General features: G+C 73.6%; 20 protein-coding genes. 7 read left to right on the forward strand and 13 right to left on the reverse strand.

What is annotated here, in order from left to right; translation table 11 throughout:
• Positions 1 to 29: 29 nt before the first annotated feature.
• From IE247_RS19170 to IE247_RS34760, 3 genes are all read right to left on the reverse strand, one after another.
• Positions 30 to 758: an SseB family protein gene (locus tag IE247_RS19170; RefSeq protein WP_190124403.1), complete on the reverse strand. Its 729-nt coding sequence runs from the start codon at positions 756 to 758 to the stop codon at positions 30 to 32.
• 83 nt (positions 759 to 841) lie between these two features.
• Positions 842 to 2,020, reverse strand: coding sequence for a type VII secretion-associated serine protease mycosin (gene mycP / locus IE247_RS19175; protein WP_190124404.1), 1,179 nt, complete (start codon positions 2,018 to 2,020; stop codon positions 842 to 844).
• Positions 2,017 to 3,480 carry a hypothetical protein gene (locus IE247_RS34760; RefSeq protein WP_268247215.1) on the reverse strand — a complete coding sequence of 488 codons (1,464 nt, stop codon included), beginning with the start codon at positions 3,478 to 3,480 and terminating at the stop codon, positions 2,017 to 2,019. The genes mycP and IE247_RS34760 overlap by 4 nt, the downstream gene beginning before the upstream one ends.
• A gap of 184 nt (positions 3,481 to 3,664) precedes the next feature.
• On the opposite strand from IE247_RS34760, the gene IE247_RS19185 reads away from it, so the two are divergent.
• Entirely contained in the window at positions 3,665 to 4,867 is a 1,203-nt protein-coding gene (locus IE247_RS19185) for an amino acid deaminase/aldolase (RefSeq protein ID WP_190124405.1), read from the forward strand.
• 22 nt (positions 4,868 to 4,889) lie between these two features.
• Here the strand turns inward: IE247_RS19185 and IE247_RS19190 are convergent, their stop codons facing one another.
• The 4 genes from IE247_RS19190 to IE247_RS19205 form a co-directional block, all read right to left on the reverse strand.
• Positions 4,890 to 5,348: a PPOX class F420-dependent oxidoreductase gene (locus IE247_RS19190; protein WP_190124406.1), complete on the reverse strand. Its 459-nt coding sequence runs from the start codon at positions 5,346 to 5,348 to the stop codon at positions 4,890 to 4,892.
• Between the two features lie 51 nt (positions 5,349 to 5,399).
• Positions 5,400 to 6,182: a 3-oxoacyl-ACP reductase gene (locus tag IE247_RS19195; protein WP_190124407.1), complete on the reverse strand. Its 783-nt coding sequence runs from the start codon at positions 6,180 to 6,182 to the stop codon at positions 5,400 to 5,402.
• Between the two features lie 6 nt (positions 6,183 to 6,188).
• The gene (locus IE247_RS19200) at positions 6,189 to 7,556 is read right to left on the reverse strand and encodes an aldehyde dehydrogenase family protein (protein WP_229869224.1); all 1,368 of its coding nucleotides are present in this window, start codon (positions 7,554 to 7,556) and stop codon (positions 6,189 to 6,191) included.
• A 121-nt stretch (positions 7,557 to 7,677) separates the two neighbouring features.
• Positions 7,678 to 9,042: a glutamine synthetase family protein gene (locus IE247_RS19205; protein ID WP_190124408.1), complete on the reverse strand. Its 1,365-nt coding sequence runs from the start codon at positions 9,040 to 9,042 to the stop codon at positions 7,678 to 7,680.
• A gap of 78 nt (positions 9,043 to 9,120) precedes the next feature.
• On the opposite strand from IE247_RS19205, the gene IE247_RS19210 reads away from it, so the two are divergent.
• The 3 genes from IE247_RS19210 (at position 9,121) to IE247_RS19220 (ending at position 12,152) form a co-directional block, all read left to right on the forward strand.
• Complete coding sequence (locus IE247_RS19210; protein ID WP_229869225.1) at positions 9,121 to 9,846, forward strand: FadR/GntR family transcriptional regulator; 726 nt, start codon at positions 9,121 to 9,123, stop codon at positions 9,844 to 9,846.
• A gap of 91 nt (positions 9,847 to 9,937) precedes the next feature.
• Positions 9,938 to 11,422 (forward strand): ethanolamine permease, encoded by a 1,485-nt coding sequence (gene eat, locus IE247_RS19215; RefSeq protein WP_190124410.1) that lies wholly within the window; start codon positions 9,938 to 9,940, stop codon positions 11,420 to 11,422.
• Positions 11,423 to 11,465: 43 nt separating this feature from the next.
• Positions 11,466 to 12,152, forward strand: a complete 687-nt coding sequence (locus IE247_RS19220; protein ID WP_190124411.1) for a gamma-glutamyl-gamma-aminobutyrate hydrolase family protein — start codon at positions 11,466 to 11,468, stop codon at positions 12,150 to 12,152.
• Between the two features lie 149 nt (positions 12,153 to 12,301).
• On the opposite strand, the gene IE247_RS19225 is transcribed toward IE247_RS19220, so the two are convergent.
• Positions 12,302 to 13,246, reverse strand: coding sequence for a LysR family transcriptional regulator (locus tag IE247_RS19225; protein WP_190124412.1), 945 nt, complete (start codon positions 13,244 to 13,246; stop codon positions 12,302 to 12,304).
• Between the two features lie 70 nt (positions 13,247 to 13,316).
• On the opposite strand from IE247_RS19225, the gene IE247_RS19230 reads away from it, so the two are divergent.
• Positions 13,317 to 14,411 carry an SLAC1 family transporter gene (locus IE247_RS19230; RefSeq protein WP_190124413.1) on the forward strand — a complete coding sequence of 365 codons (1,095 nt, stop codon included), beginning with the start codon at positions 13,317 to 13,319 and terminating at the stop codon, positions 14,409 to 14,411.
• On the opposite strand, the gene IE247_RS19235 is transcribed toward IE247_RS19230, so the two are convergent.
• From IE247_RS19235 to IE247_RS19245, 3 genes are read right to left on the reverse strand one after another with little or no spacing between them, the layout of a single operon-like run.
• The gene (locus IE247_RS19235) at positions 14,332 to 15,099 is read right to left on the reverse strand and encodes a helical backbone metal receptor (protein ID WP_190124414.1); all 768 of its coding nucleotides are present in this window, start codon (positions 15,097 to 15,099) and stop codon (positions 14,332 to 14,334) included. The two genes, IE247_RS19230 and IE247_RS19235, sit on opposite strands and share 80 nt — an antisense overlap.
• 2 nt (positions 15,100 to 15,101) lie before the next feature.
• Positions 15,102 to 17,705: a glycine betaine ABC transporter substrate-binding protein gene (locus IE247_RS19240; RefSeq protein ID WP_190124415.1), complete on the reverse strand. Its 2,604-nt coding sequence runs from the start codon at positions 17,703 to 17,705 to the stop codon at positions 15,102 to 15,104.
• Positions 17,698 to 18,867, reverse strand: a complete 1,170-nt coding sequence (locus tag IE247_RS19245; RefSeq protein WP_190124416.1) for a quaternary amine ABC transporter ATP-binding protein — start codon at positions 18,865 to 18,867, stop codon at positions 17,698 to 17,700. The genes IE247_RS19240 and IE247_RS19245 overlap by 8 nt, the downstream gene beginning before the upstream one ends.
• A 321-nt stretch (positions 18,868 to 19,188) precedes the next feature.
• On the opposite strand from IE247_RS19245, the gene IE247_RS19250 reads away from it, so the two are divergent.
• Positions 19,189 to 20,094 (forward strand): 5'-3' exonuclease, encoded by a 906-nt coding sequence (locus IE247_RS19250; RefSeq protein WP_190124522.1) that lies wholly within the window; start codon positions 19,189 to 19,191, stop codon positions 20,092 to 20,094.
• An 89-nt stretch (positions 20,095 to 20,183) separates the two neighbouring features.
• On the forward strand, positions 20,184 to 21,029 hold the full coding sequence (locus IE247_RS19255; protein WP_190124417.1) for a siderophore-interacting protein: 846 nt from the start codon (positions 20,184 to 20,186) through the stop codon (positions 21,027 to 21,029).
• Between the two features lie 331 nt (positions 21,030 to 21,360).
• Here IE247_RS19255 and IE247_RS19260 read toward each other — a convergent pair whose 3' ends face one another.
• On the reverse strand, positions 21,361 to 24,189 hold the full coding sequence (locus IE247_RS19260; protein ID WP_190124523.1) for a DEAD/DEAH box helicase: 2,829 nt from the start codon (positions 24,187 to 24,189) through the stop codon (positions 21,361 to 21,363).
• Between the two features lie 56 nt (positions 24,190 to 24,245).
• Positions 24,246 to 25,142 carry a diacylglycerol kinase gene (locus IE247_RS19265; RefSeq protein WP_190124418.1) on the reverse strand — a complete coding sequence of 299 codons (897 nt, stop codon included), beginning with the start codon at positions 25,140 to 25,142 and terminating at the stop codon, positions 24,246 to 24,248.
• Positions 25,143 to 25,244 lie beyond the last annotated feature (102 nt).

Here is a 25,244-nt window from a genome sequence, read left to right on the forward strand (position 1 = left end):
GGGCTCTCCCGCCGCTTTCCTGCCGTTTCCTACCGTACGAAGAAGGGCTCGCCCACAGGGGTGGCCCCGGCCGGCAGCAGTGCCAGGTCGAGGCCCCGCACCAGGCGGGCCCTCAGTGCGTCGTGGCCCGCGAGGGCCTCGGCGACACGGCGGACGGCGGGCCCGGGGACCGCGTCGGCGGCGAGCACCAGGGCGAGGGTGCCGTCCGCGCCGCCCGGGCCCAGATGCGCCCGGACCACGGCGGGCTCGGCGGCGACCACCTCCCGCACCGCCTCGGTGACGACCGGGTCGCGCAGCGGGTCGGTGCTGGTGCGCCCCTCGGCGAGGGCGAGCAGCGCGGGGCCGCTCAGCTGGTACGGAACAGGTCCCGCGAGATCCAGTACGAGGGTGTCGGCCCGCTCGTGGGCAGCCGCCTGGAGCGCCTGGTGCAGCGGGACGGCGACCGGGCGGGCCTCGGGGTCCCAGCGGGCCAGCGCGGCGAGCGAGGTGAAGGCGGGCAGCGCCCGGCGGTCGCCCGCGGTGAGCGTGGGCACCGCCATGTCGCTGGTCTTCTCCCGGCGCAGCCCCCTCTCGTCGGTCTCGACCTCGCCGAGGACCGCGACCACGGGGACCAGCAGCCGGGCCTCCCGGAGGGCTTCGAGCACCGGCCCTTCGGCGGCCCGGTCGTGCGACCAGGCTTCGAGGGCCGCGGCGAGCCGCGGGTCGGCGGTGCCGTCGTCGTCGGAGAAACCGGAGTCCGGGATGTTCTTGAGCGCCACGCGTCGAGGGTAGTTCGTCGCCGCCCGGCCGGAGCACTCAGGGCGGCCCCGGGCCTCCCGGACCGCGACCGGCCGGCGACCGGTCAGCGGTCGGCGGGCTCCCGCGCGCCGCGCCAGAGCACCACCGCGGCCGCCAGCACCACCGCCCCGGTTCCGCCCGCGAGGGGGGCGAGCCAGTCGGCGGGCTCCTCGACGGCCGCCACCGGCTGCGGTCCGGGGCCGAAGTACTGCCGGTCGTACCCCGCCGTCGCGGCCTTCGGGTCGGCGGGCCGCAGCCTTCCGCCCGCCTCGATCGCGGCGGCGGGGTCCACCATCCCGTACCCCTTGGCGTCGTCGCGGCCGCCGCCCGGGGCGTCGCGGGCGGTGTCCACGAGGAGTCGCTTGATCTGCGCGGGGGTGAGCGCGGGGTGCGCGGAGCGTACGAGGGCGACCGCGCCGGAGACGAAGGCGGCGGCGGCGCTGGTGCCCCAGCCCTGGTAGTACTTCCGGTCCGGGTCGGGGATGACCACGTCGACGCCGGGCGCGTTGACGGTGGCGTACCAGCGCTGGGTGGAGAAGGAGGCGTGGGTGCCGAAGCGGTCGACGGCCGTCACGGCGATCACGCCGGGATAGGCGGCGGGGTAGGAGACCCGGTCGCCCTTCTCGCCGCCGTTGCCCGCGGAGGCGACGACCACGGAGCCCTTGTCGAGCGCGTACCGCACGGCCGCGTCCTCGCCGGCCTCCGCGTGGGCGGACTCGCTGTCGTCGCCGAGGGAGAGGTTGATGATGTCCGCGCCCTGGTCGGCGGCCCAGCGGATGCCCTCGGCGAGCGCGGTGCCCCGGGAGTTGCGGGCCTTGTCCCGGGCCGGGTCGCCGCTTTCGAGGATCACCCGGACGGGCAGGATCTTCGCCTCGGGCGCTATGCCCATGACGCCGTCCTCGCCCGCGGGGCCGTGGCCGTGCGCGGCGATGATGCCCGCCATGGCGGTGCCGTGCCGGGCCCAGGCCCGGTCGCCCCGGCCCGCGCCGAAGCCGATGAGGTCCTTGCCGGGCAGGACATTGCCCACCAGGTCGGCGTGCTGGTCGTCGACGCCGGTGTCGAGCACGGCGACGGTGATGCCCTCGCCCTTGGTGGTGCGCCACGCCTGGTCGGTGTTGAGGGCGTCGAGGCCCCACTGCTGGGGGCGTATCCCGTCGGCGCGCGCCGGGAGGGCGGGCAGCACCAGGAAGGCGGTGGCGGTGAGGGCGGCGGCGAGCCGGGTCCTGCGGGGCGCTCTGGTCATCGGGAGGTCTCCATGGCGGTGCTGAGGCCGCCGCGCAGGGCCTGTTCGATGCCCTCGGCGACGCCCTCGGCCTCATGGCCGAGACCCGACTGCGCGGGGGCCGAGGTGGCTCCCTTGGCGCGGGCCTCGGCGGCGGGCCTGGGGTCGGCGACGGCGCGGCCGTCGGCGAAGCCGGAGACGGCGAAGACCACGACCGGCGCGTCGGTGAGGACGTCGATGCTCCAGCTCGCGCGCTGCCGGTCGCCGAAGTGCTCGGCGACGGTGCCGGGGCCGCGCAGGGCGCGCGGCATCAGGTCGGGGCGCTTGTCGAGGCCCTCGGAGGTGAAGCGGGTCTTGAGCGCCCGCATGGCGGTGACATCGCCCTTGGTGAAGATCATGCCGACGGTGGTGACATGGCTGGAGGTGGCGTCGGTGTAGGTGGCGCGCAGCACCCGGCCGCAGCCGACCGGTTCCAGGGCCCGGACCAGGAGGGGGTCGAGGCTGGTGGCGCAGTCGCCGTCGGGTGCGACGGCGATCCGGGTCCAGACCCGGTCGGCGCCGCCGGGGCCCGCGCCCTTGCCGTGCAGGGTGCGGGGGAAGAACACGTCCACGGGGAGGCTGTGCCAGAGGGTGCGGCCCTCGGTGTACGCGGTGTGGGCCGCGGTGTCGGCGCTGGAGTCGCCGGTCAGCCAGCTCCCGGTGGCCGCTCCCCCGATGAGGCCGAGTCCCAGGACGGCGCAGGCGAGGGCGGCGGCGGTGCGTATGGGACGGCGGGTGCGGGCCGGGTGCGGCGGCCGGCCGGCGGTGTCGGCGGGGTGCTCGGGCGGCGGCCAGGGGACGGCGGGCCGGGGGCCGGGGAGTTCGCCGACGGGGCGCAGCCGGGCGGTGATGTCGATGGGCGCGTCGTAGGCGGGGTGGCGTCGCTGGGCGGGCGGGCCCGCGGGCCGCGCGGGCGGGACGCGCGGGGGGCGTGGCGGGGCCGCGGGTGCGGCGGCGGGCGGGCGGCGCGGGGGTGCGGGCGGGCGGGGCGGGAGCGCGGGGGGAGCCGGGCGGGTCTCCGAGGAGCCGCGTGGGCGGGGGAGTTCGGCGGGGGGTGTGGGCCGGGGCGGCCTGGACTGTCCTCGGGCGGGCCAGGGGGTGCGGGGGTCCTGGGGGCGGCGGGCGGGCTCGCGCGGCAGCGACCGGGTGTCCTCGTCACGCTCCGGGGCCGGTGCCGGGGCCAAGTCCTGGGCGGATGCGGGGCCGGTGCCGGGGCCGCCGGGATGGGAGTCCGGGTCCGGGTCCGGGTCTGGGCCGCCCGCCGGGGTGTCCTCGTCGGGGCTGTTCGCCGGGGCCGGGCCGGTGGGGCCCATGGGGCTGGTGGGGCCGTCCGAACGCGGCGGGGCCGGTGTCAGGGCCTGCGGGGCGCGGGCGAGGGGCGGGGTTTCGTCGTCGGGGGCGGGAGAGCCTGGGAGGGGAGGGCGTTCTGCCTCCGTGCTCATTCCGCCCCCCGTGTCTGGTCCCCGTGACCGGCGGTTCCACCGCTGCGGGCAGCCCCGTCCGTCACCGCTTCCGCGTCACTCTACGGGTTGGTGCCCGCCCCACGGGACCGTGACCCCGGGCTCGTGTGGATCTGCCCAAAACGTCCCCCTACCCCGTGGTAATCAGGTCTGGCAGGCTCGGCCCATGACGTCACGCGCCGCCGACCGGGCCCGCTACGACCGGGCCACCGCTCATCTCGACGCCCCGCTCGCGGTGGTCGACCTCGACGCGTTCGACGCCAACGCGGACGACTTGGCGCGCCGGGCGGCGGGCAAGCCCGTGCGGGTGGCGAGCAAGTCCGTACGGTGCCGTCCGCTGCTGGAACGGGTGCTCGCCCGGGGCGGGTTCGCCGGGGTCATGTCGTTCACGCTGCGGGAGTCGCTGTGGCTGGCGCGGTCCGGTTTCGACGATGTCCTGCTGGCCTATCCCTCCGCCGACCGGGCCGGTTTCGCCGAACTCGCGGGCAACGCGCGGCTCGCGGCCGCCGTGACCGTGATGATCGACGATCCGGCCCAGCTGGAACTGATCGAGCGGGCCCGGTCGGGCGGCCGGGCCGAGATCAGGGTCTGTCTGGAACTCGACACCGCGCTGCGGCTGTTGGGCGGCCGGATACGGATCGGGGCGCGCCGCTCCCCGCTGAGCGAGCCGGCCCGGCTGGCCGAGCTGGCCCGCTCGATCGCCCGTCGTCCGGGGTTCCGACTGGTGGGGCTGATGGCGTACGAGGGGCACATCGCGGGTGTGGGCGATGCGCACGAGGGCGCTCCGCTGGTGTCGGGCGCGGTCCGGCTGATGCAGCGGATGGCGCGAAATGATCTTGTCCGGAGGCGGGCCGAGGCGGTGCGCGCGGTACGGGCGGTGGCGCCGGATCTGGAGTTCGTGAACGGCGGCGGCACCGGCAGTGTGGAACAGACGGCGGCGGAGTCGGCGGTGACGGAGGTCGCGGCCGGTTCCGGGCTCTTCATGCCCCGGCTGTTCGACCACTACAGCTCGTTCTCCGGGCGGCCCGCCGCGCTGTTCGCGCAGCCGGTGGTGCGCCGTCCGGGGGTGGGCGCGGTGACGGTGCTCGGCGGCGGCTATCCGGCGTCCGGCCCGGCGGGCCGGGACCGCTCCCCTCTCCCGTACCTCCCCGAAGGGCTGCGCTACGACCGGCGGGAGGGCGCGGGCGAGGTGCAGACCCCGCTGCTGGGGCCGCCCGCCGACGATCTGCTGATCGGGGACAAGGTGTGGTTCCGGCACGCCAAGGCCGGGGAGCTGTGCGAGCGTTTCGACGCCCTGTGGCTGGTCGAGGGGGACCGGGTGACCGGGTCCGTGCCGACCTACCGGGGCGAGGGCCGGACTTTTCTCTAGCCTCCCGCCCTCTCCCCCGGGCTCAGCCGTCGAGGTCGATCCTCACGCCGTAGAGCCGGTTCACCTTGAGCCGGATGACCACCCGGCGCTCGACGACCATCTGGGCGAGGAACGCCTCCTCGTCGTCGGGGCGCATGGAGTCGGGGAGTATGCCGAGGAGTTCGCGGCCGACGGCGTCCCCGGCCTCGGTGGTGAGCCCGGAGACTTCCGCCTCTCCCTCGGCGACGGCGAAGGACCACACGTCGTCGCCCTGCGCGTGGAGCGCCGCGCGGGGGTCGCGCCGCAGGTGTGCCGCCTTGGCCCGGTCGGCGGTGGTGGAGAAGCGCACGATCCGGGCGTCGGGGTCCCAGCTGTACACCATGGTGGTCAGATGCGGGTGTCCGCTGCGTCTGAGGGTGGCGAGGGTGCCGAAGCGGTGCGCGCCCAGCAGCTCGGAGAGGGCCGCGTCGGAGAGGGAGGCGGGCCCTGGAGTCTTGGTCATGCTTGCCCCAACTCCCTTCGCCCCAGGGTGATTCCCGCGCCGGCGGGCCGGTCAGAGCGGGGTGACGTACGCCCCGGCGATTCCTCCGTCCACCAGGAAGTCGGTGGCGTTGACGAAGGAGGAGTCGTCGCTGGCGAGGAAGGCGACGGCCGCCGCGATCTCCTCCGGGCGGGCGAATCGTCCGAGCGGGATGTGCACCAGCCGGCGGGCGGCCCGCTCGGGGTCCTTGGCGAAGAGTTCGCGCAGCAGCGGGGTGTCGACGGGCCCGGGGCAGAGCGCGTTGACCCGGATGCCCTCGCGGGCGAACTGCACGCCCAGTTCGCGGGACATGGCGAGGACTCCGCCCTTGGAGGCGGTGTAGGAGATCTGCGAGGTCGCGGCTCCCATGATCGCCACGAAGGAGGCGGTGTTGATGATGGAGCCCCGGCCCTGGCGGCGCATATAGGGGAGGGCCGCCTTGCAGCAGAGGTAGACGGAGGTGAGGTTGACGTCCTGGACGCGCTTCCAGGCGTCCAGTCCGGTGGTGAGGATGGAGTCGTCCTCGGGGGGCGAGATGCCGGCGTTGTTGAAGGCGACGTCGACGGAGCCGTAGGTGTCGTACGCGGTGGCGAACAGCGCCTCGACCTGCTCGGCGTCGGTTACGTCGACCTGGACGAAGAGGCCGCCGACGGCCTCGGCTGCGGCTTTGCCCGCCCGCTCGTCGATGTCGGCGCAGACGACGTTCGCGCCCTCGGAGGCGAGCCGGTGGGCGGTGGCAAGGCCGATGCCGCTGCCGGCTCCGGTGATGACGGCGGTACGGCCCGCCAGGCGGCGGCAGACGATGGTCTCGGTCATGGGTGTTCAGGCCTCCGTACTGAAGAACACGTTCTTGGTCTCGGTGAATGCGGTGAGGGCGTCGGGGCCGAGTTCGCGGCCGATGCCGGAGTGCTTGTATCCGCCGAACGGGGTGGTGTGGCGGACGCTGCTGTGGGAGTTGACGGAGAGATTGCCGGCCCGGATCGCGCGCGAGACGCGGATGGCGCGGCCGATGTCCCGGGTCCAGATGGATCCGGAGAGTCCGTAGTCGGTGTCGTTGGCGAGCCGGATCGCGTCGGCCTCGTCCTCGAAGGGCAGCACGACGGCGACCGGGCCGAAGACCTCCTCGCGGGCGACGGGGGCGTCGGGGTCGACGCCGGTGAGGACGGTCGGGGGGAACCAGAAGCCGGGTCCGGCGGGGGCGGCGCCCCTGATGCCGGGCAGGGTGTCGGGGGCGTATCCGCGCACCTTGTCCAGCTGGGCCCGGGAGATCAGCGGGCCCATCAGGGTCTTCTCGTCCAGGGGGTCGCCGACGGTGACGGCCTGGACGGCGGGGGCGAGGAGTTCCAGGAAGCGGTCGTGGACGGTGCGCTGGACCAGGATGCGGGTGCGGGCGCAGCAGTCCTGGCCGCTGTTGTCGAGGAAGGACATGGGGGCGGCGGCGACGGCGGCTTCGAGGTCGGAGTCGGCGAAGACGACGTTGGGGCTCTTGCCGCCGAGTTCCAGGGTGACCGGCTTCACCAGTTCGGCGCAGCGGGCCATGACGGCGGTGCCGATCCGTACGGAGCCGGTGAAGACGATCTTCGCGGTGCCGGGGTGGTCCACCAGGGCCCGGCCCGCGATGTCGCCCGCGCCCGGCAGCACCTGGAAGAGATGCTCGGGGAGGCCGGCCTCCAGGGCGAGTTCGGCGAGGCGCAGGGCGGTCAGCGGGGTGGTCTCGGCGGGTTTGAGGAGTACGGCGTTCCCGGCGGCGAGCGCGGGGGCGGCGCCCCAGGCGGCGATGGGCATCGGGAAGTTCCAGGGGGCGATGACGCCGATGACGCCGAGCGGTTCGAGGAGGGTGATGTCGAGTCCGCCGGCGACGGGGATCTGGCGGCCGGTGAGGCGTTCGACCCCGCCCGCGGAGTAGTCGAGCAGATCGCGGACGTTGCCCGCCTCCCAGCGGGCGTTGCCGATGGTGTGTCCGGCCTGGCGGACCTCCAGGAGGGCGAGTTCCTCGATGTGCTCGTCCACGACGGCGGCGAAGCGGCGCAGCAGCCGGGCCCGGTCGGCGGGGGCGGCGGCGGCCCAGCCCCGCTGGGCGCGGGCGGCGCGGGCCACGGCGGCGTCGACCCCGGCGGCGGTCGTCGCGGGGACAGTGGCGACGGTCTCGCCGGTGGCGGGGTTGAGGACTTCGTGGTGGGTGTTCGGCAAGGCGTCCCTCACAGTCGGCGCGGTCGGCACGTCGGTACGGTCGGCGCGGTCGTCACAGTCGTTCGCGGTCGGCCGCGGCCGGTCGGGGCCGGTCGCGGCCGGTCGCGGCCGGTCGGGGCCGTCACAGTCGTTCGAAGGAGCGGCGCAGCTCCCAGTCGGTCACCGCAGCGTCGAACGCGGCGAGTTCGACCCGGGCCATGTTGGTGTAGTGCGCGACGACCTCGTCGCCGAAGGCGGCCTTGGCGACGGCGCTGTTCTCCCACAGCTCGGCGGCTTCGCGCAGGGTGGCGGGGACATGGGCGTGGTCCGCCGTATAGGCGTTGCCGGTGCACTCATCGGGCAGCTCAAGCCCCTGTTCGATGCCGTGGAGCCCCGCCGCGACCAGTCCGGCGACGGCGAGATACGGGTTGGCGTCGCCGCCCGGCAACCGGTTCTCGAAGCGCTTGGAGCGGCCTTGGCCGATCACCCGCAGGGCGCAGGTGCGGTTGTCGTGGCCCCAGGCGACGGCGGTGGGGGCGAAGGTCCCGGGCTGGAACCGTTTGTAGGAGTTGATGTTGGGCGCGTACAGCAGGGAGAAGTCCCGCAGCGCGGCGAGCTGTCCGGCCAGGAAGTGCCGCATCACCGGGGACATCCCGCCGGGTCCGTCGCCCGCCATCGCGTTGTCGCCCCGGGCGTCGGTGAGCGAGAGATGGATGTGGCAGGAGTTGCCCTCGCGCTCGTCGTACTTGGCCATGAAGGTGAGCGAGACGCCTTCCTGGGCGGCGATCTCCTTCGCTCCGGTCTTGTAGAGGGCGTGCTGGTCGCAGGTGACGAGGGCCTCGTCGTAGCGGAAGGCGATCTCCTGCTGGCCGGGGCTGCACTCGCCCTTGGCGGACTCGACGGTCAGTCCGGCGGCCGCCATCTCGCGGCGGATGCGGCGCAGCAGCGGTTCGACGCGGCCGGTGCCGAGGACGGAGTAGTCGGTGTTGTACTGGTTGGCCGGGGTGAGCCCCCGGTAGCCGCGGTCCCAGGCCTGTTCATAGCTGTCCTTGAAGACGATGAACTCCAGCTCGGTGGCGACCTGGGCGGTGAGCCCGAGTCCGGCGAGACGCTCCAGCTGGCGGCGGAGGATCTGGCGGGGGGCGGCGGCGACGGGTGAGCCGTCGTGCCGGGCGAGGTCGGCGACGAGCAGCGCGGTGCCCTCGTGCCAGGGGACGCGGCGCAGGGTGGAGAGGTCGGGGCGCATGGCGAAGTCGCCGTAGCCCCGGTCCCAGGAGGACATCTCGTAGCCGTCGACGGTGTTCATCTCGACATCGACGGCGAGCAGATAGTCGCAGCCCTCGGTGCCGTGCTCCACCACTTCGTCCAGGAAGAACGGGGCGGCGAACCGCTTGCCCTGGAGCCGTCCCTGCATGTCGGGGAAGGCGAGCACCACGGTGTCGATCTCACCGCTCGCGACGAGGGCGCGCAGCTCCTCGACGGCGAGCGGGGGTGTGCGGTCTGCCACGGGACGTACGCCTCCTTGGATCAGCCGGAAGCCATAAGGTATTGCTGGATACCTTTGAAGGGAAGAGGAAACGTCGACGTGGCCACCATCGATGACCCTGATCGGCTGGAATCCGTGCTGCGCCCGGTGCGCGCGGGCAACGGCTTCGAGGAGGCGCTGGAGCGGATCCTGCGGCTGCTGCGGCTCGGGCTGGTCGCCGCCGGGCAGCGGCTGCCCGCCGAGCGCGAGCTGGCCGAGCGGCTGGGGATCAGCCGGGTCACCCTGCGCGAGGCGCTCAGGGTGCTCAGCGAGCAGGGGCTGGTCGAGAGCCGGCGGGGCCGCTACGGCGGGACCTTCGTGCTGGCGCGCCCGGACGCCCCGGGCGAGGACGAGCTGCGCAGACGCGTGGCGGACGTGGACGTGGAGGACACCCTGCGCTTCCGCGAGGTGCTGGAGACCGGGGCCGCCGGGCTGTGCGCGGCCCGGCCCCCGGCCGGCGAGGACGCCCGGCGGCTGCGCGCCGCGCTGGCCGCCACCCGGGACGCGCCGCTGGCCGAGTACCGACGGCGGGACACCCTGCTCCATCTGACTCTCGCGGAGCTGTCCGGCTCGGCCACCCTCGCCGCCCAGTACGCCGCCGTCCGGGCGACCCTCAACGATCTGCTGGACTGCATCCCGCTGCTGGTGCGGAATCTGGAGCACTCCCAGCACCAGCACACCGCCCTGGTCGAAGCGGTGCTCGACGGGGATCCCGAGGGCGCGCGGGAGCTGATGCGGGAGCACTGCGAGGGCACCGCCGCGCTGCTGCGGGGTTTTCTGCCCTGACGGATCCAGCGGCCCGGTGCGCGGGGCTTGCGCGGCCCAGCCCCCGACCGCAAAGGTATTCATACAAACCTTTGAACGCCGGGAGCGTCCCATGGCCGAAGGCACCACCGACCGCGTCCCCTCCCCCGCCGACCCCTCCCCCGACTCCGCCGCCTCCGAGGCCCGTTCCCACGACGCCTATCTCAGCCGCCGCACCCTGCGCCGGGGCAGCGCGGGCTGGCTGCTGCTCACCGGCCTCGGAGTGGCCTATGTCGTCTCCGGCGACTTCTCCGGCTGGAACGTCGGACTCTCCAAGGGCGGCTTCGGCGGACTGGCGATCGCCACCCTGCTGATGGGCGTGATGTACGCCTGTCTGGTCTTCGCCCTCGCCGAGCTGTCGGCGATCCTGCCCACCGCGGGCGGCGGCTACGGCTTCGCCCGCCGGGCGCTCGGCACCTGGGGCGGCTTTCTGACCGGCACGGCGATCCTCATCGAGTACATCCTCGCGCCCGCCGCGATCTCCCTCTTCATCGGCGACTACGTCGAGTCCCTCGGCCTCTTCGGCCTGGAGTCCGGATGGCCGGTGCTGCTCGCCTGCTTCGTGATCTTCATCGGCATCCATCTCTGGGGAGTCGGCGAGGCGCTGCGCTTCAGCCTGGTCGTCACCGCGATCGCCGTCGCCGCGCTGCTGATCTTCGCCGTCGGCGCGTTCACCGAGTTCAGCGTGGACCGGCTCAATGACATCCCCGCCGACGAGAGCGCGTTCGGCGCGAACTCCTGGCTGCCGTTCGGACTGCTCGGGATCTGGGCGGCGTTCCCCTTCGGCATGTGGTTCTTCCTCGGCGTCGAGGGCGTCCCGCTCGCCGCCGAGGAGGCGAAGGACCCGGTGCGCTCGATGCCCCGGGCGCTCGCCGCCTCCCTCGGCATCCTGGTCCTCCTCGCCGTGCTCACCTTCCTCGCCGCCACCGGGGCCCGGGGCTCCGCCGCGATCCAGGAGGCCGGGAACCCGCTGGTGGTCGCCGTCCAGGGGAACGGCGCACCGACCCCGCTCAGCCGCTTCGTCAACTACGCGGGGCTCGCGGGCCTGGTCGCGTCCTTCTTCTCACTCATCTACGCGGGCTCCCGCCAGCTCTTCGCGCTCTCACGGGCCGGCTATCTGCCCCGTGTCCTCTCCCTCACCAGCCGCCGCAAATCGCCCTACCTCGGACTGCTCGTCCCCGGCGCGATCGGCTTCACCCTCGCCGCCGCCACCGGGGACGGGGCACGGCTGCTGAACATCGCGGTCTTCGGCGCGACGATCAGCTACGCCCTGATGGCGCTCTCCCACATCGTGCTGCGCCGCCGGGAACCCGGGCTCCCCCGCCCGTACCGCACCCCCGGCGGGACGCTCACCTCGTCCGTCGCCCTGCTGCTCGCGCTCGCCGCCCTGGCGGCGACCTTCCTGGTGGACATCGCGGCGGCGTTCACCGCGCTCGGGCTCTACGCCGTCGCCGTCGCCCACTTCGCGATCTACAGTCGACGGCATCTGGTGGCCAGGGCTCCGGAGGAGGAGTTCGCGGCGCTCGCGGCGGCCGAGGCGGAACTCGAACGGACCTGAACGGGCCTGAACGGGCCTGAAGCGACCGGAACCGAACGGAGCCATGGTGACCAAGCCGCTCATCGGCGTCACGACCTATCTCAACCCCGCCGCCTGGGGGCTGTGGAACATGCCCGCCGCGCTGCTCCCGGCCCAGTACCCGGCCCTGGTGCAGCGGGCGGGCGGCCTCGCCGCGATGATCCCGCCCGACCCCGACCCGGACTCCGCCCCCGCCGTCCTGGCCCGGCTCGACGCCCTGATCGTCGCGGGCGGCGCGGATGTCGAGCCCCGGCGGTACGGGGCCGAACGCGACCCGCGCACCGGGCCCGCCGCCCCCGAACGGGACGCCTGGGAACTCGCCCTGATCCACGCAGCACTCGCGGCGCGGGTGCCGCTGCTGGGGATCTGCCGGGGGATGCAGCTGCTCAACGTGGCCCTGGGCGGGACGCTGCGCCAGCATCTGGACGGGCACACCGGCGGCGAGGGCGTCTTCACCTCCCACACCGTCAAGCCCGTGCCCGGGACCCGCTACGCCTCGATCGTGCCGTACGCGACGGAGGTGCCGTCCTACCACCACCAGGCGGTGGACCGGGTGGCGGAGGGGCTGACGGTGTCGGCGTACGCGGAGGACGGGACGGTGGAGGCGGTGGAGGTGGCCTCCGGCGGGTGGGGGGTGGGGGTGCAGTGGCATCCGGAGATGGGGAGGGAGGTGGGGGTGGTGGGGGCGCTGGTGGAGGCTGCCCGTGCCTGAGGCATCTCGCGAGTGCGAGGCCCTGGTCGGGGGCGCTGCCCCCGAACCCCCGCGCCTCAAACGCCGGCGGGGCTGAATTTTGCCGGGTTGAGAAGTGATGTGCAGGGGGCGCGGGCAAAGTTGAGGTTCCGGGCTCTGCCGCAGAGAAATCAGAGGGGTGGTGTCGGTTGGGAAGTGAGGGTGAGGAGGTCGCGGGCGGGGCCGGTGGGGAGTTGGGAGCGGCGCCAGACGGCGCGGAGGGCGCGGCGGAGGGGGATGCCGTGGAGGTGGATCTCGGTGAGGCGGCGGGCGGTGAGCTCTTCGGTGACGGCGAGTTCGCTGAGGACGGCGGGACCGGCGCCGCTGACCACGGCGGCCTTCACCGCCGTGGTGGAGGCAAGCTCCAGCAGGGGTTCCGCGAGGCCGCCGCTCTTCGAGAGGGCGGAGTCCAGCACCTGGCGGGTGCCGGAGCCGCGCTCGCGGAGGATCAGCGGGGCGCGGGCCAGCTCGGCGGCCGTCAGCGGGGTGCGGCGGCGGGCCCAGGGGTGTCCGGGAGCGGCGACCACCACCAGCCGGTCGTGTCCGATGACCGTGCCGTCCAGCCCTTCGGGGATGGAGAGCCCCTCGACGAAGCCGAGGTCGGCCTCGCCCGACAGCAGCCGCTCGGCGACCGTCGCGGAGTTCCCGGCGAGCAGGGAGACGGCCGTGTCCGGCCGGGCGGCGCGCAGCGCGATGAGCCAGCCGGGGAGCAGATATTCGGCGATGGTCATGGACGCGGCGACGGTCAGCCGTGAGTCGCGCCGCCCGCGCAGCGCCTGGGTCCCCGCGTCGAAGGCCTCCGCCGCCTCCACGACCCGGCGTGCCCAGTCGGTGACCAGCGCCCCGGCCTCGGTGAGCCGGGAGCCGCGCGGCGAGCGGTCCAGCAGGGCGACCCCCAGCTGACGCTCCATGGAGCGGATCCGGCCGCTGGCGGCGGGCTGGCTGATGCCCAGCTCCCGGGCGGCGCGCCCCAGGCTGCCGAGCCTGGCGACCGCGAGCAGCAGTTCCAGCGCCCCCAGCTCGGGCACCCGGTGCGCCAGCGGCACCCATGTCCCATCCGCGCGACGCTCACTCATCACCCCAGCTTATGACCCCATAGCCCGGGGGCTCCTGGCGCGGGCCCCCGGCGCGTCCGAGAGTGGGGGCATGACCACCGCCGTACGCATCGGCCCAGGCCCTCAGGCGCTCTCCGTAAGACGTCCGGCGGCGCTGCGCGGGCTCGCCCCCAACTGGTACGCGACCGTGATGGGCACCGCCGTCGTGGCGACGGCGGGCGCGGCCCTCCCGGTGCCCGGCGCGCGCCCGGCGCTGGGGGCTGTGTGGGCGATCTCCGCCGTGCTGCTGGTCCTGGTGCTGGCCGGGCGGGCGGGGCACTGGCTGCGCCACCGCGATCAGGCCCGGGCCGATCTGCTCGACCCCTCGGTGGCCCCGTTCTACGGCTGTGCGCCGATGGCGCTGCTGGCGGTGGGGACGGCGGGTCTCACGGCGGGCCGGGAGCTGATCGGGGAGAGCGCGGCCACGGCGCTGGCGTTCGCGCTCTTCACGGCGGGCACGGCCGGCGCGGTCGCCGTGGCGCTGGGGGTGCCGTATCTGATGGTCGTACGGCACCGGATCGAGCCGGGCGGCGCGTCCCCGGTGTGGCTGCTGCCGGTGGTCGCGCCGATGGTGGCGGCCTCCTCGCTCCCGCTGCTGCCGACCGGACGGTGGCGGGAGACGGTGCTGGCAGCGAGCGGCGCGCTGTTCGGGATGACGCTGCTGGCGACGCTGATGATCTTGCCGCTGGTCTTCTCCCGGCTGGTCCACGGCGGTCCGCCGCCGCTCGCGCTCACCCCTTCGCTGTTCCTGGTCCTCGGGCCGCTGGGGCAGTCGACCACCGCGCTGAGCAATATGGCGGGGGCCGGTTCCGGTTCCCCGTACGGCTCTGGTCTGACGGCCCTGTCGGTGGTCTACGGCGTGCCGGTGATGGGGTTCGCGCTGCTGTGGCTGGCGCTCGCGGGCGCACTCACCGTACGGGCGCTGCGGCGCGGCATGCCGTTCACGATGGGGTGGTGGGCCTTCACCTTCCCGGTGGGCACCTGTGTGACGGGCGCTGCGGGGCTCGCGGACCGTACCGGCCTGTCGGTGTTCACCGCGCTGGCGGCCGTTCTGTACGCGCTGCTGGTCACGGCCTGGGCGGTGGCGGGCTGGCGTACCGCGCGCGGTGTGCTGGCGGGAGCGCTGCCCGCAGTGCCGCCCCGATGACGGCGGGCGCCTCGGTGAGGGAGGGGCCGTACCAGGTGAGATGCCGGCCGCTGAGCAGCGCCGGGGGCAGCCCGGGGAAGGCCTCGGGGCCGTCGTCGGCGGTGAAGCGGTACGGCTCGTCGGGGAGGGCCACCAGCGCGGCCCCGCTGTCGCGCAGCCGCTCCAGGGGGATGCGGGGGTAACGCTCGGGGTGGGCCGCGTACACATTCCGTATCCCGAGCCGGGCGAGCAGATCCCCGGCGAAGGTGTCCCGGCCGAGCACCATCCAGGGCCGCCGCCAGATCGGCACCACGGCGGGGACCGGCGGGTCGGCCAGGGGGCGGACGGCCGCCCACGCCTCCTCGGCGGTGTCGAGCCAGCGTGGGCGGAGGAGCCGGCAGCCGTCGACGAGGACGCGTTCCAGTTCGCGGAAGGCCTGCGCGAGGTCGCGTATCTCGGTCACCAGGACGGGGGCTCCGGCGGCGCGCAGGGCGTCGAGGTCCTGGGGCCGGTTCTCCTCCTCGTTGGCGATCACCAGATCGGGTTTCAGCGCGAGGACGGCGGCGAGGTCCGGATTCTTGGTGCCTCTGACCCGTACGACGTCGAGACCGGCGGGGTGCTCGCACCAGTCGGTCGCGCCGACGAGCAGCCCCGGCGCGCTGACGGCGACGGCCTCGGTGAGCGAGGGCACCAGGGAGACGACGCGCATGGTCAGCGGGTGGTGTCGGCGGGGGTTTCGACGATGTGGTCGGCGACGGTGACGACGACGAGGCGGGTCTCGGGGACGGTGGCGCGCCAGCGGTGCCGTACGCCACCGGAGAGGAACAGGGTGTCACCGCGGCCGAGGCGGTGGGCGCGGCCCTCGGCCTCGACCTCGACCGCGCCGTCGGCGACGTACATCATCTCGTCGTTGCGGTGCTGGAACTCGCCCTCGGTGTCGTACTCGCCGGTGAACTCCAGGGCTTCCAGCTGGTGCCTGCCCCGGACCAGCCTGCGGGTGCGCCGCGCGTAGACCAGATCGTCCTCGGTGTCGGCGGGGGCCCGGACGACGGCGATGGTCCGTGCCGCGTCGGAGGCCTCGACGAGCCGTCCGACGGTGGTCTCCAGGGCGTCGGCCACGCGCTGGAGGGAGCGGGTGCTGGGCCGGGCCCGTTCGTTCTCGACCTGGCTGAGGAAGGGCACGGAGAGGCCGCTGCGCTCGGCGACCGCGGCGAGCGTGAGATCGAGCGCCCGGCGGCGTCTGCGCACGGCGGCGCCCACGCGAAGACGCTCGGTCTCCTTCGGGTCCTTGCCGTCCTTCGCGTCCATGCGCCCGGCTCCCCTTCCTGGTCCTGTCTCACCATACGCAGCTTCCGGCTCCGGCCGCGCGCATACGGCGCACCGGACGGGGGCCGCGGGAGCCCGCGGAGGGCAGGTGGGGGGCCGGTGGGGACTGGCGGGGGGGCGAAAACCGGACGGGGCGGGTCCCCCCCTCCCCGGGGGGCGCCCCCCCGGGGGCCCGTTGCGCGGGGGGGGCCCCCCCCGCGGGGGCCTCTCCCCCTCGACCTCGGGGTTCTCCTTCAGCCACGCGCGTACGGCGTGCTGCTCCTCGCCGGTGCCCGCCCGCTGGATCAGCGCCTCCAGGCTGGTGAGCTGCTTCTCGGTCATGGTGAAGTCCTTCAGCCAGCGGCTGATCTCGGGCTGGTCGGCGGCGAAGCCCTTACGGGCGATGGTGTGGACGCCGTCGCCCTTGCCCCAGGCCCCCTCGGGGTCCTTGAGCTTCTTCAGGTCGTAGGTGCTGTAGGCCCAGTGCGGCGACCAGAGGGTGGTCACGATCGGTTCCTTCTTCTGGTACGCCCGCTTCAGCTCGGCGAGCATGCCGGGGGTGGAGCCGTCGACGACCTCGTACTCGTCGCCGAGGCCGTAGGCGTCGAGGACCTTGTCGTCGAGCAGTCCCATCATTCCGGCGCTCGGCTCGATGCCGATGATCCGGCCCTTGAACTTCCCCGACTGCCCCTTGAGGTCGGCGAGGGAGTCGATGCCGTCCACATAGGACGGGACGGCCAGTTCCAGCGAGGTGGGGCCGTACCAGGATCCGAGGTCTTCCAGCCGGTCGCCGTACTTCTTCCAGTACTGGGCGTGGGTGACGGGCAGCCAGCCGTCCGTCTGGAAGTCGAGCTGCCCGCCGGCCAGACCGGTGTAGAGCGCCCCGGCCTCCAGCTGCTTGGTCTCGACCTCGAAGCCGCGCCGCTCCAGCACCTCCTTCCAGAGGAAGGTGGAGGCGATGCCCTCGTCCCAGGGGATGTAGCCGATGGTGACCTGGCGGCCCTTGCCGATGTCGGCCGCGCCCGCGGGGCGGCCGGACTTCTCGGTGCCGAAGATTCCGATGCCGCCCGCGACGAGGGCGAGGACGACCGCTCCGGTGAGCGCGACGGCGGGCCGCGGACGGTAGTCCCTGAGCCGGGGGCGGCCGGAGGCGGCGACGGCCCGGGCGGCGGCGCGGCGGCCGAGCGGGGAGACCTGGCGGCCGAGTTCGCCGGTCATCCGGTCCAGGTACATGGCGAGGATGACGATGGAGACGCCCGCCTCGAAGCCGAGGCCGATGTCGACGTTGCCGATGGCGCGGTAGACCGCGCCGCCGAGGCCGCCGCCGCCGACCATGCCCGCGATGACCACCATGGACAGGCCCAGCATGATGACCTGGTTGACCCCGGCCATGATGGTGGGCAGGGCCAGCGGGAGCTGGACCCGGAAGAGGGTGTCGCGCGGGGTGGTGCCGAAGGCCTCGGCGGCCTCGACGAGTTCCTTGTCGACCTGGCGGATGCCCAGCTCGGTCATGCGCACGCCGGGCGGCAGGGCGAAGACGATGGTGGCGATGATGCCGGGGACCACGCCGACGCCGAAGAAGATGATGCCGGGGATCAGATAGACCATGGCGGGCATCGTCTGCATGAAGTCCAGCACCGGCCGGACGACCGCGCTCACGGTCGTGGAGCGGGAGGCCCAGACGCCGAGCGGCACGGCAATCGCCAGGGTGACGAGGGTGGCTACGAGGACCAGCGAGAGGGTCGACATGGCGTCGTCCCAGAGCTGGATGGAGTCGATCAGCGCGAACCCGGCGAAGGCGAGGACTCCGGCGAGCAGCCCGCGCAGCCACCAGGCGGCGATGGCGAGGACGCCCGCGAAGAGCAGGGGTTCGGGCGCGGAGAGGGCCGCGTCGATGCCGTCGTACATTCCGGTGACGACGGCGCTGACCGCGTCGAACAGCCACTCCAGGTGGAGGCGGAGCCAGTCGACTCCGCTGTCGACCCAGTCGCCGATGTTGAGCCTAGGCACGGGCCACCGCCTTGGCCTCGGCCTCGGCCGGGGCCGGGGCCGGGGTGCGGTCGACGGGGGCGGGCGCCGCGGCGGCCGGCGGTCCGGTCTCCGGCGCGGACGAGGGGGTCATCGGCTCGCCGAGGACGGCGAGCAGCCTGGCGCGGGGGACGACGCCGGTGAGGGCGCCCGTGCCGTCGACGACGGCGACCGGGGCCTCGCCGGTGGAGCAGGGGGTGAAGAGTTCGATGATCGGCGTGTCGGCCCGCACGGTGGCGGGAGCGGCGGCGAGGACGTCCTCGGCGCTCCGGCGCTCCGGACCCTCGCCCAGGACGGTCTCCGGATCGGCCATGATCGCGCCCGCCGTCAGCACCCGGGAGCGGTCGACGTCCTGGGTGAAGGAGGCGACGTAGTCGTCGGCGGGGGTGACGAGGATGTCCTCGGCACTGCCAAGCTGGACGATCCGGCCGTCGCGCATCACCGCGATCCGGTCGCCGAGGCGCATGGCCTCGTTGAGGTCGTGGGTGATGAAGACGATGGTCTTCTTCAGGGTCTTCTGGAGCTGGAGGAGCTGGTCCTGCATATCGCGGCGGATCAGCGGGTCGAGCGCGCTGAAGGACTCGTCCATCAGCAGCAGATCGGCGTCCGTGGCGAGCGCCCGGGCCAGGCCGACGCGCTGCTGCATACCGCCGGACAGCTCGTCGGGCCAGGAGTCCTCCCAGCCCGCGAGGCCGGCCAGGGCGAGCGCCTCGGCGGCCCGGTGGTCGCGCTCGGCGCGCGGGACGCCCTGCACCTCCAGGCCGTACGCGGCGTTCTCCCGCACGCTGCGGTGCGGGAAGAGGGCGAAGTGCTGGAAGACCATGCTGATCCTGCGGGAGCGTACGGCGCGCAGCTCGCCCCCGGTCAGGGCGGTCAGATCCTGGCCGTCGAAGAGGACCCGGCCCGAGGTGGGGGCGAGGAGTCCGTTGAGCATGCGCAGCAGGGTGGACTTGCCGGACCCGGAGAGGCCCATGACGACGAAGATCTGTCCCGGCTCGACGGTGAACGAGGCGTCGACCACGGCCGCGGTCGTGCCTTCGGCGCGCAGTTCGTCGCGGTCGGCTCCCCCTTCCAGCCGCTGGATCGCTTCCTCGGGTCGTCTTCCGAACACCTTGTAGAGGTGCTCGGCCTGGAGCCTGGACACATATACCTCACGCGTTGAACCGAAAAGCGGTCCGCCGCACCCTGGCCAGCGAACCGCGGAGCCCGGCGGGTTCCGCCCGCGCACCCCGGCGCGTCACGGTGGACGGCGGGGGGCGGCTCCGCTGCCGCGCCTGCCCCCGCTCTTACCGGGCAAACGCGACAGTGACCCACTTCACAGACATCCGGCGGGTACGGGGCGGGCCCGGGGGCCGGTACGGGACGGGCAAGGAACGGGTGCGGGGCGGGCACGGGACGGGCGCGGACCGGCTGCCGGATGACCGCCGGCGGGGTACGGCATGATCGGGGGGTGACGCGACGCCTGATGCTCCTCGACACCGCCTCCCTCTACTTCCGGGCCTATTTCGGGGTCCCCGACTCGGTCCGCGCCCCGGACGGCACCCCGGTCAACGCGGTGCGCGGGCTGCTGGAATTCATCACCCGACTGGTCCAGGACCACCATCCGGACGATCTGGTGGCCTGCTGGGACAACGACTGGCGGCCACAGTGGCGGGTCGATCTGATCCCCTCGTACAAGGCGCACCGCGTCGCGGTGGAGACCGAGTCGGGCCCCGACGAGGAGGAGACCCCGGACACCCTCGCACCGCAGGTCCCGGTGATCGCGGCGGTGCTGGACGCGATCGGGATCGCCCGGATCGGGGCCGACGGCTACGAGGCCGACGATGTGATCGGCACGCTCACCGCACGCGCGCGGGGGCCGGTGGACATCGTCACCGGCGACCGCGATCTCTTCCAGCTCGTCGACGACGCGCGCGGCCGCCGGGTGCTGTACCCGCTGAAGGGAGTGGGGACGCTCCAGCTCACGGACGAGGCGTGGCTGCGCGAGCGGTACGGGGTGGACGGGCCGGGATACGTGGATCTGGCGCTGCTGCGCGGGGATCCGAGCGACGGGCTGCCGGGGGTGCCCGGCATCGGCGAGAAGACGGCCGCGAAGCTGCTCGACGCGTTCGGCGATCTCGCCGGGATCATGGCCGCGGTCGACGATCCGGCGGCCAGGCTGACACCCTCGCAGCGCAAGCGGCTGGACGAGGCCCGGGCCTATGTGGCGGTCGCGCCGAAGGTGGTCCGCGTGGCCCCGGACGTACCGCTGCCCGCCTTCGACCCGGCGCTCCCGGACGAGCCCCGCGATCCCGAGACGCTGGAGGAACTGGCCGCGCGCTGGGGGCTGGGCGGGGCACTACAGCGATTGCTGGCCACTCTTCGCCGGTGAGAAGGCTGGTTTCCCTGAGGCGAGATTGGCCCCACGAGGTGCTAACTTAGGTAAGCCTAAGCGAATGTAACCAATACAGGGAGGCCGCCGTGGCAGACCAATCGGCACAGGTACCGACGTCCTTCGAGGCGGCCGTGGTCCGCACCGAGCGGCTCACGCCGCACATGGTCCGTGTCGTTCTGGGCGGTGAGGGGCTGAACGGATTCGATGTGGAGGGCCACACCGACAGCTATGTGAAGCTGCTCTTCGCCCAGGAGGGCGTCAGCTACCCCTCGCCGTTCGACATCGACCGGGTCCGGGCGGAGTTCCCGCGCGAGCAGTGGCCCGCCAACCGCACCTACACCGTGCGGCGCTGGGACGGCGACCGCAACGAGCTGACGATCGACTTCGTCGTCCACGGGGACGAGGGGCTGGCCGGCCCCTGGGCCGGGCGCGCCCGGCCCGGCGACACCCTCTGGATCCTCGGCCCCGCCGGAGGATACGCGCCGGACCCGGCGGCCGACTGGCATCTGCTGGTGGGCGACGAGAGCGCGCTGCCCGCGATCGCCGCCGCCCTGGAGAACATGCCCGAGGGCGCGCGAGTGCACGCCTTCGTCGAGATCGAGGACGCCGCCGACGAGCAGAAGATCATCACCCCGGACGGCGTCGGCGTCACCTGGCTCCACCGGTCCGGCCGCCCCGCCGGCGAGTCCCTGGTGACCGCCGTGAAGAACCTCGAATTCCCCGAGGGCCGGATCCACGCCTTCGTCCACGGCGAAGCCGGATTCGTGAAGGAGCTGCGCCGCCATCTGCGCCTGGAGCGCCAGATCCCGCGCGAGCACCTCTCCATCTCCGGCTACTGGCGCCTCGGCAAGACCGACGAGGCCTGGCGCCAGGTCAAGCGCGAATGGAACGACCAGGTCGAACGCGAACAGGAACAGCAGCAGGCCGCCTGACCCACCCGGCCGCCCCAAGAGCCCCCCGCCCGCTCCCGGGCCGGGGGCTCCGTCATGCGGCCAACCGGGCATCCGAGCCCGATTCGACCTCCCGCCACTCGAACGCAGCAGTGGAACCGCCCCGATTCCGACGTCCCAGTGCGGGACCACCCCCGCCCGGGCGAAGCCCAGCGGGAGACCGAGGACGGCCCCCGCACCCCAGGGGCCCGCACGAGGCAGCCAAATCCCAGCCCGTCCGGCGCTTGAGGACGGACCCCGCGCCCCGTGGCCCCGCTCGGGCAGGCCCGCCAATTCAGGACCCTCCCCAAGCACGGGCCGCAGGCCCCTGCGCTCACCCCACCGAGCTGTACGACACCACACCCCTCCGCAGCGCGTCCACCGCCCTCCTCGCGTTCCTCGCCACCGTCCCGCTCTCCGCCGGAGCCGCGGCAGCGATCTGCCCGAGAACGTCGATCACCTGCTTCGACCAGCGCACAAAGTCCCCCGCCGGCATCTCCGCCTCGCGGAGCACCTCGTCCAGCCCCTTGTCCGAGGCCCACTGGTACGCGGCCCACGCGAAGCCCAGGTCCGGCTCCCGCTGGCCCACGCCCTCCGCCTGGTTGATCTTGAAGTCCTCCTCCAGGGCGTCGAGCCGGCCCCAGATGCGGACCATCTCGCCGAGCGCCGTCTTCGCCTTCCCGCCGGGGATCTTCGGGGCCACCGCGTCGTCCGACTGGCGCGCTTCAAAGACCAGCGCCGAGGCGCAGGCCGCCAGCTCGGCCGGGCTCAGCCCCTCCCAGACCCCCTCGCGCAGACACTCGCTGGCCAGCAGGTCCAGCTCGCCGTAGAGCCGGGCCAGCCGCCGGCCGTGCTCGGTGACCTCGTCCTCGCGGAGATAGTCCAGCTCCGTCAGCAGCGCCACGATCCGGTCGAAGGTGCGCGCGATCGTATTGGTGCGCCCCTCGATCCGGCGCTCCAGCTGCTGGGTGTCCCGCTTCAGCCGGTAGAAGCGCTCCGCCCAGCGGGCATGGTCCTCACGCTCGTCACAGCCGTGGCAGGGGTGCGCCCGCAGCTCCGCCCTTAGCCGGGAGATCTCCCGGTCGTCGGCGGCGGCGGAACGGGACTTGCGGTGCCGGTCGGGCACGATGTGACCGGCCTTGGTGCGCAGCGCGGACGCCAGATCGCGCCGTGACTGCGGCGAGCGCGCGTTGAACGACTTGGGGATCCGCATCCGCTCCAGCGTCTCCACCGGCACCGGGAAGTCGATCGCCGCCAGCCGCTTGACCTGCCGCTCGGCGGTGAGCACCAGGGGCCGGGGCCCGTCGTGGTAGTCGAAGCCCCGATGGCCGCCGGTCCGCCCGGCGGGGACGCCGGGGTCGAGGACGAGCGCCAGCCCGGCGAACTTGCCGGTGGGGACGTGGATGACATCGCCGGGCCGGAGCTTCTCCAGCGAGTCGGCGGCGGCGGCCCTGCGCTGGGCCGCGCCCTGCTTGGCCAGCTCCGTCTCCCGGTCCTTGAGGTCGCGGCGGAGCCGCGCGTACTCCTCGAAGTCCCCGAGGTGGCAGGTCATGCCCTCGCGGTAGCCGTCCAGACCGGCTTCGTTCTTCTGGACCTGGCGGGAGATGCCGACGACCGAGCGGTCCGCCTGGAACTGTGCGAACGAGGTCTCCAGCAGCTCGCGCGAGCGATGGCGGCCGAACTGGTGCACGAGATTGACGGCCATGTTGTACGAGGGCTTGAAGCTGGAGCGCAGCGGGTACGTCCGCGTCCCGGCCAGGCCCGCGAGGGCGGCCGGGTCCATCGCCCGCTGCCACAGCACGACCGCGTGGCCCTCGACGTCGATGCCGCGGCGGCCGGCCCGGCCGGTGAGCTGGGTGTACTCGCCGGGGGTGATGTCCGCGTGCTGCTCGCCGTTCCACTTGACGAGCTTCTCCAGCACCACCGAGCGCGCCGGCATATTGATGCCGAGGGCGAGGGTCTCGGTGGCGAAGACGGCCTTGACCAGGCCCCGGACGAACAGCTCCTCCACGACCTCCTTGAAGGTCGGCAGCATTCCGGCGTGGTGCGCGGCGATCCCGCGCTCCAGGCCCTCCAGCCACTCGTAGTAGCCGAGGACATGGAGATCCTCGGTGGGGATGGCGGAGGTGCGCTCCTCCACGATCTCCCGGACCCGGGCCCGCGCCGCGTCGTTGTTCAGCCGCAGCCCGGCGTGGAGGCACTGCTGTACGGCGGCCTCGCAGCCGGCCCGGCTGAAGATGAAGGTGATCGCGGGCAGCAGCCCCTCCGCGTCGAGCCGGTCGATGACCTCGGGGCGGCCGGGGGTCCAGATCCGGCCGCGCTGGCGGCGCTCCCGCTCCCGGTCGGCCTCGCGGACCATCTTGCCGCGCCGCCGGTCGCGGGGGTTGTAGCCGCGCTGGTTCTCCATCCGGGCCAGCCGGACGAGATCGGGGCTGACCTCGCGGCGGGCGGTGCCGCGCCCGCCGTGGTCGCTCTCCTCCTCGAAGAGGTCGTACATCCGGCGGCCGGCCATCACGTGCTGCCACAGCGGGACGGGCCGGTGCTCGGAGACGATCACGGCGGTGTCGCCGCGGACGGTGTCCAGCCAGTCGCCGAACTCCTCCGCGTTGGACACGGTCGCCGAGAGCGACACCAGCGTCACCGACTCGGGCAGGTGAATGATCACTTCCTCCCAGACCGCGCCCCGGAAGCGGTCGGAGAGGTAGTGCACCTCGTCCATCACCACATGGCCGAGGCCGCGGAGCGCCTGGGAGCCCGCGTACAGCATGTTGCGCAGCACCTCGGTGGTCATGACGACCACCGGAGCGTCGGCGTTGACGCTGTTGTCACCGGTGAGGAGGCCGACCTTGTCCGCGCCGTAGCGCTTGACGAGATCGGTGTACTTCTGGTTGGAGAGCGCCTTGATGGGGGTGGTGTAGAAGCATTTGCGGCCCTGCTGGAGGGCGAGGTGGACGGCGAACTCGCCGACGATGGTCTTCCCTGAGCCGGTGGGCGCGGCGACAAGCACGCCCCTGCCCGCTTCCAGGGCCTGACAGGCTTCGATCTGGAAGGGGTCCAGGTCGAATTCGTACATCTCGCGGAAGGGGGCCAGTGCGGTGGCCGCCTCTGCTGCGCGGATGCGGGCGGCGGCATAGCGCTCGGCGGGTGAGAGATCCTCGGTCATCTTGCTCACGAGCCTACCCAAGAGGTACGACAGTCAGCGCGGACTTAAATGCCTGTTCATCGGGTGGCCGCCAGCACCCCCACCGCGCCGGGCACGCACCGGGCGGTCAGCGGCAGCGCCCCGACCGGCTCCCCGTCCGCGTATCCGGTGATCCCGGGGGCCCGCAGCGTCACCGAGCGGGCCCGGTGGACGGTGACCTTGGGGTGGTCCAGGTGCGTCCCCCGGTAGACCTGGGGGAAGACCCGGAGCAGGGTCCTGCGGTCACAGCCGGCGACCACCGTCACATCGAGGAGGCCGTCGTCCATCACGGCCCCGGCGCACATCCGCATCCCGCCGCCGTACAGGGGCCCGTTGCCGACCGCCACCAGCGTGGCCTCGATCTCCCGTACCGGCCCGTCGTCGAGTGCGATCCGGTACGGGACGGGGCGCAGCGCCGCCAGTTCGGCGAGCATCGCCAGGTCGTAGCGGAACCGGCCGCCGGGCAGCCGCATCCGGTTGCCCCGGTCGTTGACGCGGGAGTCGAAGCCGGAGGCGAGTATCGTGCCGAACCATTTCGTCCCCACCCGCCCCAGGTCGATCGTGCGGACCGTGCCCGCGGTGAGCGCCTCGGCGGCCAGTCGCCCGGCGCGGGCGGGGTCCTTGACCGGCAGTCCGAGCGAGCGGGCGAAGTCGTTGCCGGTGCCGACCGCGACCACTCCGAGCGGGGTACCGGTCCCGGCGACGGCCTGGAGGGCGAGCGACATCAGGCCGTCGCCGCCGACGGCTATGAGCGCGCCGGTGCCCGCGTCGACTGCTTCGCGGGCGCGGCGGAGCGCGTCGGGGGCGTCCTCGCCGAGGACGGTGCGCACGGAGAATCCGGCCCCGCGCAGCGCGTCGGCCGCCGGGCGGGCGGCCGACGCGCCTCTGCCGCGTCCGGCGGTGGGGTTGACGAAGAGGGTGATCTGGCTGGTCACCCGCGTGACGTTACTGCACCGCGGGATCATGACCATGGGACCGGAGGGCATGCCCTCCGGTCCCATGGTCCGTATGTACGATGCGCGCTCGGGCTGACGCCC

Origin of the sequence: Streptomyces inusitatus (genome assembly GCF_014651115.1) — a bacterium.
GTDB classification, from domain to species: Bacteria; Actinomycetota; Actinomycetes; order Streptomycetales; family Streptomycetaceae; genus Streptomyces; species Streptomyces amakusaensis.